The organism is Acinetobacter sp. 1294243 (assembly GCF_000588015.1).
Taxonomy (GTDB): Bacteria; Pseudomonadota; Gammaproteobacteria; order Pseudomonadales; family Moraxellaceae; genus Acinetobacter; species Acinetobacter pittii.
The window spans coordinates 1-17,126 of the sequence record NZ_JFXG01000004.1 but is presented as its reverse complement, the minus strand read 5'-3'; the positions used below and the strand labels follow the sequence as shown (position 1 = coordinate 17,126).

Sequence of the window (17,126 nt, the reverse complement as noted above, 5' to 3'; positions counted from 1 at the left end):
ATGATGACTTTTTAGCCTTCAACACGTTCCCTGTCATGCGTTTTGATTTTTTTGATTTACAGCTGGTTCTTCATATTGTCTCTACGGGTAGCCTAACCAAAGGTGCAGACCGCTCTGCAATTTCACTTCAAGCTGCCAGCGAACGCATTAAAAAACTCGAACAATATTTTGAAACGCCCTTATTTATTCGCCACACGACGGGAGTGGAGCTCACCACAGCAGGACACGCTTTTGTAGAGCATGCTCGTCAGCTTATGACACAAAAAGAGCAGCTTGAACAAGAAATGCAGCGTTTTAGGCCGCCTACAACAGAGTCATTAACGCTTTGGTGTAACTCTTCTGCTCAAAGCGAATATTTGCCTCCGTTATTACCGCAATATTTGGTGCTTCATCCCGAAATGAATATTGATTTACATGAGGCAGAAAGTTCAGAAATTGTAGAGGCATTAACGCAAGGAGTTGCAAATCTTGGGCTGGTCTCAAGTTTTTTTGATACTAGACATTTGCAAACGAAAGAATTTGCTAGTGATCCATTAGTTCTGATTTGTCCTCCTACTCACAATTTAGCTCAACACCAACAGCTGAATTTGGTAGAGGCTTTAAGTTATGGTTTTATTGGCCTTAAACCCCACCATTCGTTACAACAGTCCATCGAAACTCAAGCTAAGCTATTGGGCTTTAACATACAGTACCGTTTGCGCTTACCTAATTTTGGGGCGATTGCTGAGGTAGTCGCCAAAGGCGTCGGAATTGCGATTATGCCGGCTCGTGCTGCCCAGCGTTTGCAATCGGACTATGATTTTCATTCCATTCAACTACTAGGTGCGTGGGCAAATCGTAAACTGCTTTTGGCCACACAAAATTTCAATCAGCTACCTAATAGTTATAAACAATTTTCAGATTTTTTATTGCAACATCGCCCTTAAAAATTGGCTTAATGCAAAATCATATAAAGCCCTAATGACACCAAACCTATAAAAAAGATACGGCGAAATAATTGCTCATTTAACCGATAACGGATTTTTTTACCTAACCACATTCCAACGAGCGCCGCCAATAATGCAGCAAAAGATAAACGATAATCCAATGTCATTCCCGACATAGGGTTGTGGTGTAAAAAGACTGCAAGACAAATGGTAGAAACAGTAAACGTTAGTCCTAAAGCCTGAACCAACTCATCACGCTTTAAATGTAAAGACTGCAAATAAGGAACGATTGGAATAATAATGACACCAGTTGCTACAGTCACTGCCCCGCCGATATATCCAATAATCGGTGATAGCCAACGTTCATACTTCCCTAAGTGTGGAAGTTTCTTCACGCACAGACCATAGAGTCCATATAAGGCCAACATACAGCCTAATAAAATTTTACTACTATGCCCATGACTTTGACTTAAAGTAGGTAAAAAGCTCCATATTGAGCCCACAACAATGCCCACAAGCAAAGTCCAGAAACGACGAATAAAAGCCCATACATGTCCTTCAGCAAAAAGTTGCCAGACATTGGTGACCATTGAAGGAACTATCAGAAGAGAAGCTGCCTGAAAAGGGCTCATTGCGATGGTGAGTAAGCCCATCGATACCGCGGGCAATCCTAAACCGATCATGCCTTTAATCATGCCAGCGAAGGCAAAGACCACTATAATAATTGCTAAAAAAGTCACTGTTTATCTCCGATTCCTTAAAGGATATGCTACGGAAAAAACAGGTATGGCCCTATTCTTGTTTTTAGAAGTAGGCCTCAATTAAAAGTTGAGGCTGTTTTATATTTCTCTTCTAATACATTGCTAAAAATACTTTCGATCATCCATACACGATACAAGCTATTAAATACGTAGCTCTGACCATCAATACGCAGCTCTAAAACTGGCAAATCAGGCTGATGCTTGTCTTTGCAAAGTGCATCATTCTGCGCCAAAACAGATTGCACATCTTGGTCGGTTAGCTGCTCAATCCCAAGCTGTTGCTGTAACTGTTGAAAATGTTTTAAGAAAGATAAATCTTTTCCTTTTGTCCAAACTGCCTGCAATATCGTAAAAATTGTATCGATTTGCTGATTCTCTTGCACACTATAGAAAAGCTTTGCCATCTCTAATGTGCTTTCCTCAGTAGGGCGACAAAATGGCGTAAAGGCCACACCTGTTCGTTTAGAAACACGTGTCGCCAAACTCCAGTCAAACCAGTCTCGACCTTGATAACTTAAAGGGTAAACTTTTAGTTGAATATCATAATAATCAGCCAGCTCTTCCTTAATATAGGCAAGTAACAGCCAACTCATTGGGTCTTCTAAAGCAATATAAATATCAAGCTCAGGATGAAGTGTTTGAATCTCGGTGAGTGCCTCAGCATCATTAATCAAATGTTCACGCCATTCGATATGATTAATTAAAAAAATTGGATTACCCGTCAGTAATTTTTGCTGCTTCAGACGACGAGTTAAACGTAGTAAATCATCTACTGCGTGATATTTACGTCCACCAAATTCAAAGTATGCCGCGGGTACAGGCTCATCCGTAAAAATGCGTTCTGAAAAATGTTGAGGAAGCTGATGTTTAACTGCCATGGCATGTAAAGTACGCAACTTTCCATATTGTTGTTGCCAAAGCATGTGGAAAATATCTTCTAATAAATGGAAGAAATTCTGACCTTGTAATGGGGTTCTTTTTAATATGACTGCCGCTTGTTTTAAAGATTCTGGGCTTGGGATTTCTGGAAATTCATCAAAACCGAAACGATGTTGTTTGGCTAATATCTTGGCATCATTCAGACAATAATTTTGCCACTCTTCATGCGACATGCTGTTTGGAGGTTCAGAAGCTGTATGCGAAATAATAATTTTTAAAGGCTTAAGTTCATCACTTAAAATTTCATCTAGCTGAGACAATTGCTGAACAGCCAAATAGCTATACACATCATCAAGTCGTAAATAAATACTTAAACCATTTTCCGTGGGTAACACCGCTTGACGAGAAGGCTTTTGGTAAAACCAGCTCGATCGAATAGGGTCAAACCAACGGCGTAGCAGTGACATGAGTTGTGCCTCTAAAAAATAAATCCTAAGCGAGATCAAAGATTGTTTTGATCATAGTGCAAGGTAAAACAGTAGTCGAGATTGAAATATAACTACCTTAGTTTACGCAGAAAATAAGTCATGTTTTTAGCAAGTTTCTACGTAGGTGAAGATTTTATCACCATTTTATGGCAAACCCATAGAATGATCTAAAAACACCTTTTTCTACAAGCTGATTTTATTTACCAGACATGAAAAATGCACCCTTAACATGATAGCAATTCATCTTGTCAAAGGGTGCATGATTCATAATCAATTATTAAAATTGAATATTTTATAGAACGCGTACAGCTCCTTTCGCTGCACTTGTTGTATGCATTGCATAAACTTTTAACGCTTTTGATACTTTACGTTTACGTTCTTCTTTCGGATGCCAGCCTTTCGCTTCCTGCACTGTACGACGATGTGCCATAGTCGCATCATCAACGTTTAAGTGAATCGTACGGTTTGGAATATCGATTTCAATGGTATCGCCATCTTCAACCAAACCAATTGCACCGCCTTCAGCCGCTTCTGGTGAAACGTGTCCAATTGAAAGACCTGATGAACCACCAGAGAAACGACCATCTGTTACCAATGCACAGTCTTTTCCTAAACCTTTCGATTTAAGGTAGCTGGTTGGGTAAAGCATTTCTTGCATGCCCGGACCACCACGTGGACCTTCGTAACGAATCACAACCACATCGCCAGCTTTAATATCATGACCCAAAATTGCATCTACAGCTGCATCTTGGCTCTCAAATACACGTGCTGTGCCCGTAAATTTCAAGATTGATTCATCAACACCTGCAGTTTTCACGATACAACCATCAAGCGCGATGTTGCCGTATAGAACCGCTAAACCACCATCTTTAGAGAATGCATTTTCTGCATTACGGATAACGCCTTTTTCACGGTCGCCATCTAATGTTGAATAATAGCGATTTTGCGAGAATGCAACTTGAGTTGGAACACCACCTGGTGATGAACGATAGAATTCATAAACGTCTGCATCTTCAGTACGAATAATATCCCACTTATCCAACGCATCTTTTAAAGTTTTCTCGTGCACTGTCGGTACAGATACATCAAGTAAATTCGCACGATTAAGCTCACCTAAGATCGCCATAATGCCACCCGCACGGTGTACATCTTCCATATGAACGTCTTGTTTTGCAGGCGCTACTTTAGACAGTACAGGAACTCGACGTGATAATTCGTCAATATCATCCATTGTAAAATCAACTTCTGCTTCACTTGCCGCAGCCAATAAATGCAGAACGGTATTGGTTGAACCACCCATTGCAATATCAAGGGTCATCGCATTTTTAAATGCAGCCTTTGTTGCAATTGAACGAGGTAAAATGCTTGCATCTTCTTGTTCATAATAGCGCTTAGCTAATTCAACAATAAGTTGGCCTGCTTTTAAGAATAATTTTTTACGGTTTGCATGCGTCGCAACAATCGAACCATTACCTGGTAAAGATAAACCTAAAGCTTCTGTTAAACAGTTCATTGAGTTTGCAGTGAACATACCTGAACATGAACCACAGGTTGGACATGCCGAACGTTCAAATTCTTCAACTTCTTCGTCTGTATAACTTTCATCAGCCGCAACAACCATTGCATCAACAAGGTCAATCGCTTTTTCATTACCGCGGAACTTAACCTTACCAGCTTCCATTGGTCCGCCAGAAACGAAAACAACAGGAATATTCAGACGCATCGCAGCCATGAGCATTCCCGGAGTAATCTTGTCACAGTTTGAAATACACACCATGGCATCTGCACAGTGTGCATTCACCATATATTCAACTGAGTCAGCAATCAAATCACGTGATGGTAAAGAATAAAGCATGCCGTCATGCCCCATTGCGATCCCGTCATCTACTGCGATCGTATTGAACTCTTTAGCAACACCACCTGCTGCCTGAATTTCTGCTGCGACAAGCTGCCCTAGATCTTTAAGATGTACATGGCCCGGCACAAATTGAGTAAATGAGTTGACCACCGCAATAATCGGTTTGCCGAAATCCTCATCTTTCATTCCTGTTGCACGCCAAAAGCCACGTGCCCCAGCCATATTTCTTCCGTGTGTCGATGTTTTTGAACGATAGTCAGGCATTAGTGTTTCCAACAAGTTGTGCTTGAGCGGAATTTTTCCCGCTCTGGCGAATGATACTGATATAGCGTTAGATCAGTCGGAATATTGACTCATCATCATAATTTGATCATTCTCCATTCTATAGAAGCAAATAATATTCGGAAAGCCAAGAACAGTAATAGACAGTCAATATTTAGCAAAACTTACATGAATAATTTTTTATTTTTTCATAACCTTTTTTTATCAATAAAAGTTTTTCAATAATTTTTTGTTCACTATTTAAAAACTAAAATGCTCAATCGCCATGATTTTAGGGCTTCAATCGTTTTTCACGTATACTACGCCTAAACTCTTTTTGGATTGCATTTGTGAAAATTATTTTTGCTGGCACCCCCGAATTTGCTGCAACAGCATTGGCGGCTTTATTAAAAACTTCCCATGAAATTATCGCGGTTTATACTCAGCCAGATCGTAAATCGGGTCGTGGACAAAAACTAACGCCATCTCCCGTAAAACAACTTGCACTTGAGCATAATATCCCTGTTTATCAACCTCTTCACTTCAAAGCATCTACAGAAGAAGGGCTCGCAGCTCAACAAGAACTGGCAGCTTTAGGTGCTGATGTGATGGTGGTTGCAGCCTATGGTTTAATTCTTCCACAAACTGTGCTCGATACACCGAAATATGGCTGTTTAAATATTCACGGCTCACTATTACCTCGTTGGCGCGGTGCAGCACCAATTCAGCGTGCGATTGCAACAGGTGATGAAAAAACTGGAATCACAATCATGCAGATGGCTGCCGGTTTAGATACAGGCGATATGATGTATAAAACATACTGCCCAATTACTGCCGAAGATACCTCAGCGACATTACATGACAAACTCGCAGCTCAAGGTGCAACAGCAATTTGTGCGGTACTTGAGTCAGAAGAAACACTACAAAAATATTTGGCAGAACGCGAAGTTCAAGACGAAAGCTTAACAGTCTATGCTCATAAACTCGTAAAGTCAGAAGCTCGTATTGATTGGTTAATTGATGCTGTTCAAGTTGACCGAAATATCCGTGCTTTTAACCCTTGGCCAGTCGCTTTTGTTCAACTTGATGAAAATAATGCTCTGCGTGTCTGGAACTCTCTAGTTTCTAGCCAAACCAAAGCAAATGCTCAAGCTGGTGAAATTATTGCAATCGATAAACAAGGTGTGCATGTTGCTTGCGGTGAAAATACATTTATTTGTCTGACTAGCGTGCAGTGGCCGGGTGGTAAAGCATTAAACGCTCAACAAATTGCGCAAACTCAAAAACTTCATGTAGGACAAATTTTGCCATGAGTCAGGTTACCTCAAATTCCTCACGTTTTAACCTGCGTGCTCAAGTCGTCCAGACGTTACTAAAAGTTCAGCAAGGCCAATCACTCGCTAGTATTTTAAATACACAGCTCAATCAGGTAGCAGAGCGCGATCGCGCTTTGTTTCACGAACTTGTTTTAGGTACATTGCGCCAATGGTTTGCTCTTAAATCAATTAGCCTGCCTCTACTCAGCAAGCCTTTAAATAATGAGACAGTAGAAACCTGTCTTTATGTTGGTCTTTATCAAGTTTTATGCACACGTATTGCAGCACATGCTGCTATTTCAGAAACAGTAGATGCAACCAAACAACTTGGTTTCCCTGCACTCAGCGGTATTGTTAATGCAATTTTACGCCGAGCTACTCGTGAAACTGATGACTTTCAGCAAGGCTTACAGCAGGCGCATGGCTTACCAAGCTGGCTTTTCAAACGCTTAAAAAAGGATTGGGGTGAACAAACGGAATCTCTCTGCCAATCTTTGAAGCAAGTCGCGCCTTTAACCTTAAGGGTGAACCAGCGTCATATTGGCCGCGATGCTTATTTAGCAAAACTACAAAATTTAGAAATTCAGGCACGTGCATGTACTTTGTCTGAAGCAGGTATTGTTCTTGAACAATCTGTACAAATTACTCAACTACCTGGTTTTGAACAAGGTTGGTTTTCTGTACAAGATGAACACGCTCAGCTTTGCGCAACATTATTGCCAGATTTGAACGATAAAATAGTAGTTGATGCGTGTGCTGCCCCAGGCGGTAAAACTGCTCATTTACTTGAAAAATTTAAACCTGCTCAGCTCATTGCGATTGATCAGGACCCAAGCCGTTTGGTGCGTGTAACTGAGAACTTAAATCGCTTAGCACTTGATCAAAGTCATACAGAGGTTTTGGCAGCCGATGCAACTCAATGGACTCCTGCACAGCCAGTAGATTGTATTGTGCTCGATGCACCTTGCTCTGCTACAGGTGTAATTCGTCGTCATCCTGACATACGCCTATTGCGCCAATCTACCGATATAGCTCAAACCATTGAACTACAAAAGCAGATCTTGGACCACATGTGGCAACAGCTCAAAGTTGGCGGCACATTGCTTTACATCACCTGTTCAATTTTAAAAGCTGAAAATGAACAGCAGATGATGAAATTTTTTGCTGAAAATCCAAATGCAAAAGAGATCAAGATTAATGCTGATTGGGGAATCGAGCAAACCCATGGTCGCCAATTACTGCCGCAAGCGCAGTCTGGTGACGGATTTTATTATTGTAAAATCCAAAAAATTGCATAAAAAAAGCAGGCTTTAAGCCTGCTTTTTTACTCGATCAGCATTAAAGTGTGTGCTGATCTTTTACTTCTTCTAAAACATCATCTAACTCTTCAGGATGTTTCGATAAATGGATAATGGACAAAGCCAAGCCACCCCATAAAAACACCATCGAAATTACCATCATTACGATTGCTGAAGTATTCATTATTCTATCCTCCTAGCGATCTTTCATTTTGCTTAAAACAATTGCAACGACTGCACAGAAAATCACACTGCCCCAGCCGAATACACCTTGTAAGCTCATACTATAAGTATCATAGCCATTTTTGATCAAATTAAATACAGTCATACTGAGTGTAGTTAATAAGATTAATGATGTAATCACTGTTAAAGTGAAATCCCATCCTTTACCTAATTGAATAGTTGAGATGCGATTGACGTGATCACGAAGTTCCATTAGAGCAGAACGTTTAAACCAAGCTACAGTAATAATAGAAAGTAAAGCACCGCCAATAATACCGATGTTATTGATAAAGTGGTCAACAATATCAACCAGCTTAATTGCGTTAACACTTGAGAATAAAATAATTGATACAAGCGCACTACCACCACCAATAATGGTTACAGCTTTTTTACGGCCCCATTTCAATTTATCTTGCATTGCTGCAATAGGTACTTCCAAAATACTCACCATCGAAGAAATACCTGCGACGAAAAGTGAAGAGAAGAATAAGAAACCAAATAAATCGGCACCTGTACCTAAACTTGAAATAATTTTAGGGAATGCAATAAATGCTAACCCAATCCCGCCACTCACAACATCTTTAACTTCAGTCCCTGCCGCATGAGCCATAAAACCAAGCGCTGCGAAGATACCAATACCAGCCAAAATCTCTGTTGATGCATTTGCAAAACCAACGATTAAACCAGAACCTGTTAAATTCGTTTTTGGTTTCAAATAAGATGCATAAGTCACCATGATCCCGAAGCCGACAGAGAGGGAGAAGAAGGTATGGCCATAAGCCGCTAACCAAACTTTATAATCCATCATTGCTGACCAGTTCGGCGTAAAGAAAGCATTTAATCCTTGAACTGCGCCCGGTAAACGTAATGATTGAATCACTAAAATAGTGAAGAGAATGAATAATAAAGGCATGAAAATCTTATTCGATAATTCAACCCCTTTTTTCACACCACCATAAAGAATAATTAGAGTAAGTGCCCAAATCCCAACAATTGGCCAGAATAAATGACCTACAAACTGTAAATCAAAACCGGTTGCTTTTGTGGTCTGCAAATAGGTATTAAAGAAGAAACCTTCCGGATCACTTCCCCACATTTGACCAATAGAGAAGTAAACATAACTACCAGCCCAAGTGAGTACACTTGCATAATACAAACCAATGATGATACAGACACAAACTTGCCACCAACCTAATGTTTCCCCGCCTTTAAATAGGGCACGATACGCTTTAGGAGGTGAACCAGTACTACGATGTCCTACCGCATAATCTAAAAATAGTAACGGTAAACCAGCAGTAATGAGTGCCAATAGATAGGGAATAAGAAACGCACCACCACCATTTTCATAAGCAACGTATGGAAAGCGCCAGATATTACCTAAGCCTACAGCCGAACCAACGGCTGCAATAATAAAACCAGATCGTGACGTCCAGTTTTCACGAGAATCTGTCATAGAACACCTAATGTTAAAAGATTACTTATTTTTACTGCTATTGTTGATTGTTATTCCGCATGCAAAAAAAGAACCAAAAAATACTTTTGTGTTTGTAGAAAATAAAATGCACCTTTTGAGTATTTTTATTCTCTTAACAAACAAGCAAAAATAGAAAATTCTTCCTTAAAGATTTTTGTCCATTTTTTGCCCCTATATAGCTGAACAATACCTGTTTTTATTTCTTTTTACTGTAATTTCCGTCAGAAATTTTACGAATTTTCTGAGTTTTTTTCACAATTGGTTATTTTTCAGCTAATATTTACGTACTACTACTTGTAGATCAAAATTATTATTCAATGCAATTTTATTGCAATCCCTGAAAATACTTATTTAATTACTCAACTTATCCACTAATTTATTTTTAACTTTCCAGTTATCAATTAAAATTTAATAAGTCCGATACGATTGACAAAATTTATACTAAATTTTCTAAAAGATTAAATTCATTTAAATGAGGAAGAAAATATTAATTATTTGAATTAAATTAATTTTTTTAAGGTTTAAAAATTTACTCATATCACATACCTCAAATCCTTATTTTTTATCAATGCATCTGTAGCAAGATGCCTATATCATGCGCTCAAAGATTTCTTTTATGTGGATGTAAAAATGAAAATATTAAAAATATCTTTATTAACGCTCGGGATGGGCTTAAGTGGCTTTGCTCAAGCAGACTTCGTAGGAGTAAAAGGCGACGTAGGTTACTGGTTCTATGACGGTAAAGCGAATATGTCTTCTCAATCACCTGAAGATCAGGATTTAGATCAAAAAGGTAGTGCTCAAATCTCATTAGCAGTAGAACACCCAATTCCATTTATTCCAAATGCAAAAATTCGTTATGTAAATTTAGATACCGAAACTAAATCAGAAACTTTAGGTCAAGCCAACTATAAAGTTGATTTAGATCATAGCGATTTTATCCTCTACTACGAGTTGCTAGATAATATCGTAAGTGTAGATGCTGGTCTTGGTGCAACTGTATTAAATGGTGATATTACTGCGTATACAGGTAAGCGCGTGGATATTGATAAAACATATCCTATTGCTTATTTGTCAGGTGAAGTAAAACTTCCGTTTACTGGCTTAAGTGCTAAAGGTGAAGCAACTTATACAAACTTTGACGATGCACGAATTACAGATGCACTGGCAGAAGTAAAATATAAATTTGCAGATAACCTACTCATTGACCTTGGCTTAACAGCAGGTTATCGCGTACTTAATATCGATTTAGATGACTACGATAACAATGACCTTAAATTTGAGTTTAAAGGCCCATATGTAGGCTTGGAAGCACACTTCTAAATTAGAATTTCAGAAATAAAAAAGAACTCTATATGAGTTCTTTTTTATTTAAATCATATCTACATAACCTAAATATTCTCGAATTCTTTGACACCATACTTGAATATTTGGATATAACTTTAAATTAAAGCCACCTTCTTCAGCGACATGTGTGTATGCATATAAGGCAATATCAGCAATGGTCAGTTCATTTCCAACAAGATAGTCATGCTCAACTAAAGCGTTATCCATAATAGATAGTGCTTTATGGCCTTTTGGCTGTAAATTATGGTATTCCTCTATTCTTTCTGGTGGTAACCCTAAATATTTATTAATAAAACGAGCAACTGCAATAAATGGTTCATGACTATACTGCTCAAAGAACATCCATTGGTACATTTTTGCTTTAATAAAAGGATCTATAGGAATAAATTTTGTTCCTTCAGCCAAGTAACCTAAGATAGCATTCGACTCACTCAAAACACGACCATCTTCTAGGACTAATACAGGTATTTTTCCATTAGGATTTAACGACAAAAAATCAGCTGATTGAGTTTCTTTGTTTAAAATATCAACGTGGATCCATCTATGATTAATATTTAATAAGGAAAGTAATAGTTTTATCTTATAGCAGTTACCCGAACCGACATCACCATAAATTATCATAGATGCTCTTCCCTTATTATGCATACTTAAAAGATTAATTTTCTTATTATTTATAGCACAACTCTTCCTTAGTATTTTTATATTTATTCCCCCACACATATATTTTTTATCACATAAAAAAACACCCCCATTCGTTAGAACGGGGGTGTTTAGAATAATGAGCTGGCGATGACTTACTCTCACATGGGTAACCCCACACTACCATCAGCGCTAAGAGGTTTCACTTCTGAGTTCGGGAAGGGATCAGGTGGTTCACTCTTGCTATGGTCGCCAGACAACTGGTATGGATACTTGCTTCGTTTTATTCACTGTGTGATACGTTGCGTTTTCCAAATCTTTACAGATGGGCTGATTGGTCTGATTTTTCGTTGTTCATTTTAGCTAGTAGTATAACTAAATCAAGTTGCTTTGCATGTTTATGAATCGATTGATGCTTCATATACAACTGCTTGGGTGTTGTATAGTCAAGCCTCACGAGCAATTAGTATTGGTCAGCTTCACATATCACTATGCTTCCACATCCAACCTATCAACGTCCTAGTCTCGAACGGCTCTTTAGAGGAATAAATTCCTAGGGAAATCTTATCTTGAGGTAGGCTTCCCGCTTAGATGCTTTCAGCGGTTATCCCTTCCGAACATAGCTACCCGGCGATGCGACTGGCGTCACAACCGGTACACCAGAGGTTCGTCCACTCTGGTCCTCTCGTACTAGGAGCAGATCCTCTCAAATTTCCAGCGCCCACGGTAGATAGGGACCGAACTGTCTCACGACGTTCTAAACCCAGCTCGCGTACCTCTTTAAATGGCGAACAGCCATACCCTTGGGACCTGCTTCAGCCCCAGGATGAGATGAGCCGACATCGAGGTGCCAAACACCGCCGTCGATATGAACTCTTGGGCGGTATCAGCCTGTTATCCCCAGAGTACCTTTTATCCGTTGAGCGATGGCCCTTCCATACAGAACCACCGGATCACTAAGACCTACTTTCGTACCTGCTCGACTTGTGGGTCTCGCAGTTAAGCGCGCTTTTGCCTTTATACTCTACGCGTGATTTCCGACCACGCTGAGCGCACCTTCGTACTCCTCCGTTACTCTTTAGGAGGAGACCGCCCCAGTCAAACTACCCACCAGACACGGTCCTCGTCCCGGATAACGGGACAGAGTTAGAACCTCAACATTACCAGGGTGGTATTTCAAGGACGGCTCCATTGGAACTAGCGTTCCAACTTCAAAGCCTCCCACCTATCCTACACAAGTAAGGTCAAAGTTCAGTGTCAAGCTGCAGTAAAGGTTCACGGGGTCTTTCCGTCTAGCCGCGGGTACACTGCATCTTCACAGCGATTTCGATTTCACTGAGCCTCTGCTGGAGACAGCGCCGCCATCATTATGCCATTCGTGCAGGTCGGAACTTACCCGACAAGGAATTTCGCTACCTTAGGACCGTTATAGTTACGGCCGCCGTTTACTGGGGCTTCGATCAAGAGCTTCGCTTACGCTAACCCCATCAATTAACCTTCCAGCACCGGGCAGGCATCACACCCTATACGTCCACTTTCGTGTTTGCAGAGTGCTATGTTTTTAATAAACAGTTGCAGCGGCCTGGTTTCTGCGGCTGTCGTCAGCTCAGGAAGCAAGTTCCATCACCAACAACAGCGTACCTTCTCCCGAAGTTACGGTACCATTTTGCCTAGTTCCTTCAGCAGAGTTCTCTCAAGCGCCTTGGTCTACTCGACCTGACCACCTGTGTCGGTTTCGGGTACGATTCCTGTGTAACTGAAGCTTAGAGACTTTTCCTGGAAGCATGGTATCAGCCACTTCACTGTACAAGTACAGCTTGCTATCGGATCTCAGTATAGAGTACCCCGGATTTGCCTAAGATACATACCTACATCCTTCCACCTGGACAACCAACGCCAGGCTGACTTAACCTTCTCCGTCCTCTCATCGCATTACACAGAAGTATTGGAATATTAACCAATTTCCCATCGACTACGCCTTTCGGCCTCGCCTTAGGGGTCGACTCACCCAGCCCCGATTAACGTTGGACTGGAACCCTTGGTCTTTCGGCGAACGGGTTTTTCACCCGTTTTGTCGTTACTCACGTCAGCATTCGCACTTCTGATACCTCCAGCATACTTCTCAATACACCTTCATCGGCTTACAGAACGCTCCCCTACCACTTGACTAATGTCAAATCCGCAGCTTCGGCACATAGTTTTAGCCCCGTTACATCTTCCGCGCAGGCCGACTCGACTAGTGAGCTATTACGCTTTCTTTAAAGGGTGGCTGCTTCTAAGCCAACCTCCTAGCTGTCTATGCCTTCCCACATCGTTTCCCACTTAACTATGATTTTGGGGCCTTAGCTGGCGGTCTGGATTGTTTTCCTCTTGACTACGGACGTTAGCACCCGCAGTCTGTCTCCCGGATAGTACTCATAGGTATTCGGAGTTTGCATCGGTTTGGTAAGTCGGGATGACCCCCTAGCCGAAACAGTGCTCTACCCCCTATGGTATTCGTCCGAGGCGCTACCTAAATAGCTTTCGGGGAGAACCAGCTATCACCAGGCTTGATTAGCCTTTCACCCCTATCCACAAGTCATCCCCTGGCTTTTCAACGACAGTGGGTTCGGTCCTCCAGTTAGTGTTACCCAACCTTCAACCTGCTCATGGATAGATCGCCTGGTTTCGGGTCTATACCCAGCAACTAAACGCCCTATTAAGACTCGATTTCTCTACGGCTCCCCTATACGGTTAACCTCGCTACTGAATATAAGTCGCTGACCCATTATACAAAAGGTACGCAGTCACACCACGAAGGTGCTCCCACTGCTTGTATGCATGCGGTTTCAGGATCTATTTCACTCCCCTCACAGGGGTTCTTTTCGCCTTTCCCTCACGGTACTGGTTCACTATCGGTCAGTCAGGAGTATTTAGCCTTGGAGGATGGTCCCCCCATATTCAGACAAGGTTTCACGTGCCTCGCCCTACTCGTCATCATTATGTGTGCCCTTTCGTGTACGGGAATATCACCCTCTACGTTCGCACTTCCCAGAGCGTTCCACTAAAACACACATAACTTAATGGGCTGATCCCCGTTCGCTCGCCGCTACTGAGGGAATCTCAATTGATTTCTTTTCCTAAGGGTACTGAGATGTTTCACTTCCCCTCGTTCGCCTTGCAACACTATGTATTCATGTTGCAATACCTACCTTAAAGTAGGTGGGTTCCCCCATTCAGAAATCTCCGGATCAAAGGATATTTGCCGCCTCCCCGGAGCTTTTCGCAGGCTATCACGTCTTTCATCGCCTCTGACTGCCAAGGCATCCACCACATGCACTTAATTACTTGACTATACAACCCCAAACAGTCGTCAACACCTACAAGTGAGTGTTGTCCGTGCGATTCTTCATCGCTACTATCTGTTGTTTGTGTACTTAAACACTGTACAGCTTCAATCTAAATTCATATACCAAAACGCTTGATTCAGTTAATTTGCTAGTTCTCAATTCATCTAGATTAATTGCTTAATCTAAACTCTTGAGTGAACAATTTATTTCAGACTCAATTTTGCCAATCTGTTAATGAATAAACACGCCTTCGTCAGGTCATGCTTAATACCGTGATACTTAAATCACAGAAGTTAATAAACCAAGACCGAAATCTCTATTTACTAATTTCTGTAATCCGAACTTCTCTTAAGTTCTGGTGGAGACTAGGAGAGTCGAACTCCTGACCTCCTGCGTGCAAAGCAGGCGCTCTACCAACTAAGCTAAGTCCCCAGCTTACATCATCAGTCATGTATCTTTTATCTATAACTTCAACCAGTCAAAGTCATGGTGGGTCTGACAAGACTTGAACTTGTGACCCCACGCTTATCAAGCGTGTGCTCTAACCAACTGAGCTACAGACCCTCAGATACATCTATGAAGAACAACTTGTTGTGGATTCTTACCAATCGTCAATCTTTCGTTAAGGAGGTGATCCAGCCGCAGGTTCCCCTACGGCTACCTTGTTACGACTTCACCCCAGTCATCGGCCACACCGTGGTAACCGCCCTCTTTGCAGTTAGGCTAGCTACTTCTGGTGCAACAAACTCCCATGGTGTGACGGGCGGTGTGTACAAGGCCCGGGAACGTATTCACCGCGGCATTCTGATCCGCGATTACTAGCGATTCCGACTTCATGGAGTCGAGTTGCAGACTCCAATCCGGACTACGATCGGCTTTTTGAGATTAGCATCCTATCGCTAGGTAGCAACCCTTTGTACCGACCATTGTAGCACGTGTGTAGCCCTGGCCGTAAGGGCCATGATGACTTGACGTCGTCCCCGCCTTCCTCCAGTTTGTCACTGGCAGTATCCTTAAAGTTCCCGACATTACTCGCTGGCAAATAAGGAAAAGGGTTGCGCTCGTTGCGGGACTTAACCCAACATCTCACGACACGAGCTGACGACAGCCATGCAGCACCTGTATGTAAGTTCCCGAAGGCACCAATCCATCTCTGGAAAGTTCTTACTATGTCAAGGCCAGGTAAGGTTCTTCGCGTTGCATCGAATTAAACCACATGCTCCACCGCTTGTGCGGGCCCCCGTCAATTCATTTGAGTTTTAGTCTTGCGACCGTACTCCCCAGGCGGTCTACTTATCGCGTTAGCTGCGCCACTAAAGCCTCAAAGGCCCCAACGGCTAGTAGACATCGTTTACGGCATGGACTACCAGGGTATCTAATCCTGTTTGCTCCCCATGCTTTCGCACCTCAGCGTCAGTGTTAGGCCAGATGGCTGCCTTCGCCATCGGTATTCCTCCAGATCTCTACGCATTTCACCGCTACACCTGGAATTCTACCATCCTCTCCCACACTCTAGCTAACCAGTATCGAATGCAATTCCCAAGTTAAGCTCGGGGATTTCACATTTGACTTAATTAGCCGCCTACGCGCGCTTTACGCCCAGTAAATCCGATTAACGCTTGCACCCTCTGTATTACCGCGGCTGCTGGCACAGAGTTAGCCGGTGCTTATTCTGCGAGTAACGTCCACTATCTCTAGGTATTAACTAAAGTAGCCTCCTCCTCGCTTAAAGTGCTTTACAACCATAAGGCCTTCTTCACACACGCGGCATGGCTGGATCAGGCTTGCGCCCATTGTCCAATATTCCCCACTGCTGCCTCCCGTAGGAGTCTGGGCCGTGTCTCAGTCCCAGTGTGGCGGATCATCCTCTCAGACCCGCTACAGATCGTCGCCTTGGTAGGCCTTTACCCCACCAACTAGCTAATCCGACTTAGGCTCATCTATTAGCGCAAGGTCCGAAGATCCCCTGCTTTCTCCCGTAGGACGTATGCGGTATTAGCATTCCTTTCGAAATGTTGTCCCCCACTAATAGGCAGATTCCTAAGCATTACTCACCCGTCCGCCGCTAAGATCAGTAGCAAGCTACCTCTCTCCGCTCGACTTGCATGTGTTAAGCCTGCCGCCAGCGTTCAATCTGAGCCATGATCAAACTCTTCAGTTAAAATCATTTTGTACCTTATTTAAAGACAAGGTACCAATTCTGGCTCATCAATTACTGACTTAAATTTCGCTCAAATAAACTTCGAGTAATTTAAACCAATCAATCAATGAAAATTATTTCGATTAATCAACCAGTAAAAATCCACACAAGTTGTTCTTCAATTCTCT

General features: G+C 41.9%; 10 protein-coding genes, 2 tRNA genes and 3 rRNA genes. 4 read left to right on the top strand and 11 right to left on the bottom strand.

Features of this window, described 5'->3' with window-relative positions; all coding sequences use genetic code 11:
• Positions 1–35 precede the first annotated feature (35 nt).
• Positions 36–926 carry a LysR family transcriptional regulator gene (locus J655_RS10825; protein ID WP_017386205.1) on the top strand — a complete coding sequence of 297 codons (891 nt, stop codon included), beginning with the start codon at positions 36–38 and terminating at the stop codon, positions 924–926.
• An 8-nt stretch (positions 927–934) separates the two neighbouring features.
• Here the strand turns inward: J655_RS10825 and J655_RS10820 are convergent, their stop codons facing one another.
• From J655_RS10820 to ilvD, 3 genes are all read right to left on the bottom strand, one after another.
• The gene (locus J655_RS10820) at positions 935–1,666 is read right to left on the bottom strand and encodes a sulfite exporter TauE/SafE family protein (protein ID WP_032007454.1); all 732 of its coding nucleotides are present in this window, start codon (positions 1,664–1,666) and stop codon (positions 935–937) included.
• A gap of 77 nt (positions 1,667–1,743) precedes the next feature.
• Positions 1,744–3,033 carry a hypothetical protein gene (locus tag J655_RS10815; RefSeq protein ID WP_032007455.1) on the bottom strand — a complete coding sequence of 430 codons (1,290 nt, stop codon included), beginning with the start codon at positions 3,031–3,033 and terminating at the stop codon, positions 1,744–1,746.
• Between the two features lie 313 nt (positions 3,034–3,346).
• Positions 3,347–5,176 (bottom strand): dihydroxy-acid dehydratase, encoded by a 1,830-nt coding sequence (gene ilvD / locus J655_RS10810; RefSeq protein ID WP_032052351.1) that lies wholly within the window; start codon positions 5,174–5,176, stop codon positions 3,347–3,349.
• A 347-nt stretch (positions 5,177–5,523) separates the two neighbouring features.
• Between ilvD and fmt the strand changes: the two genes are divergently transcribed.
• Together fmt and rsmB are read left to right on the top strand one after the other, a co-directional pair.
• Complete coding sequence (fmt, locus tag J655_RS10805; RefSeq protein ID WP_032007457.1) at positions 5,524–6,486, top strand: methionyl-tRNA formyltransferase; 963 nt, start codon at positions 5,524–5,526, stop codon at positions 6,484–6,486.
• Positions 6,483–7,787: a 16S rRNA (cytosine(967)-C(5))-methyltransferase RsmB gene (rsmB, locus tag J655_RS10800; RefSeq protein WP_032007459.1), complete on the top strand. Its 1,305-nt coding sequence runs from the start codon at positions 6,483–6,485 to the stop codon at positions 7,785–7,787. The genes fmt and rsmB overlap by 4 nt, the downstream gene beginning before the upstream one ends.
• 40 nt (positions 7,788–7,827) lie before the next feature.
• Here rsmB and J655_RS10795 read toward each other — a convergent pair whose 3' ends face one another.
• Both J655_RS10795 and J655_RS10790 read right to left on the bottom strand, forming a co-directional pair.
• Positions 7,828–7,971, bottom strand: a complete 144-nt coding sequence (locus J655_RS10795) for a methionine/alanine import family NSS transporter small subunit (protein ID WP_002119126.1) — start codon at positions 7,969–7,971, stop codon at positions 7,828–7,830.
• A gap of 12 nt (positions 7,972–7,983) precedes the next feature.
• Positions 7,984–9,462, bottom strand: coding sequence for a sodium-dependent transporter (locus J655_RS10790; protein WP_017481897.1), 1,479 nt, complete (start codon positions 9,460–9,462; stop codon positions 7,984–7,986).
• Positions 9,463–10,101: 639 nt separating this feature from the next.
• Here J655_RS10790 and J655_RS10785 point away from each other — a divergent pair.
• Complete coding sequence (locus J655_RS10785) at positions 10,102–10,806, top strand: TIGR04219 family outer membrane beta-barrel protein (RefSeq protein WP_079381041.1); 705 nt, start codon at positions 10,102–10,104, stop codon at positions 10,804–10,806.
• Positions 10,807–10,854: 48 nt separating this feature from the next.
• On the opposite strand, the gene J655_RS10780 is transcribed toward J655_RS10785, so the two are convergent.
• The 6 genes from J655_RS10780 to J655_RS10755 all read right to left on the bottom strand — a co-directional run bounded on the left by J655_RS10780 (position 10,855) and on the right by J655_RS10755 (position 16,959).
• Positions 10,855–11,451, bottom strand: a complete 597-nt coding sequence (locus tag J655_RS10780; protein WP_032007460.1) for a glutathione S-transferase family protein — start codon at positions 11,449–11,451, stop codon at positions 10,855–10,857.
• Between the two features lie 160 nt (positions 11,452–11,611).
• Positions 11,612–11,726 (bottom strand): 5S ribosomal RNA (gene rrf, locus J655_RS10775).
• 185 nt (positions 11,727–11,911) lie between these two features.
• A 23S ribosomal RNA gene (locus tag J655_RS10770) occupies positions 11,912–14,802 on the bottom strand.
• A 352-nt stretch (positions 14,803–15,154) separates the two neighbouring features.
• Positions 15,155–15,230 (bottom strand) — tRNA-Ala (locus tag J655_RS10765).
• Positions 15,231–15,285: 55 nt separating this feature from the next.
• Positions 15,286–15,362: transfer RNA gene (locus J655_RS10760), tRNA-Ile, on the bottom strand.
• Between the two features lie 59 nt (positions 15,363–15,421).
• Positions 15,422–16,959: ribosomal RNA gene (locus J655_RS10755) — 16S ribosomal RNA — on the bottom strand.
• Together the 16S, 23S and 5S rRNA genes with 2 tRNA genes alongside form the textbook arrangement of a ribosomal RNA operon.
• Between the last annotated feature and the right edge of the window lie 167 nt (positions 16,960–17,126).

What these genes read in the sequence shown, in the direction of transcription:
- J655_RS10825 (WP_017386205.1), top strand. Translation starts at nt 36, where the DNA reads ATGCGTTTTGATTTTTTTGATTTACAGCTGGTTCTTCATATTGTCTCT.
- J655_RS10815 (WP_032007455.1), bottom strand. Translation starts at nt 3,033, where the DNA reads ATGTCACTGCTACGCCGTTGGTTTGACCCTATTCGATCGAGCTGGTTT.
- ilvD (WP_032052351.1), bottom strand. Translation starts at nt 5,176, where the DNA reads ATGCCTGACTATCGTTCAAAAACATCGACACACGGAAGAAATATGGCT.
- rsmB (WP_032007459.1), top strand. Translation starts at nt 6,483, where the DNA reads ATGAGTCAGGTTACCTCAAATTCCTCACGTTTTAACCTGCGTGCTCAA.
- J655_RS10795 (WP_002119126.1), bottom strand. Translation starts at nt 7,971, where the DNA reads ATGAATACTTCAGCAATCGTAATGATGGTAATTTCGATGGTGTTTTTA.
- J655_RS10790 (WP_017481897.1), bottom strand. Translation starts at nt 9,462, where the DNA reads ATGACAGATTCTCGTGAAAACTGGACGTCACGATCTGGTTTTATTATT.
- J655_RS10780 (WP_032007460.1), bottom strand. Translation starts at nt 11,451, where the DNA reads ATGATAATTTATGGTGATGTCGGTTCGGGTAACTGCTATAAGATAAAA.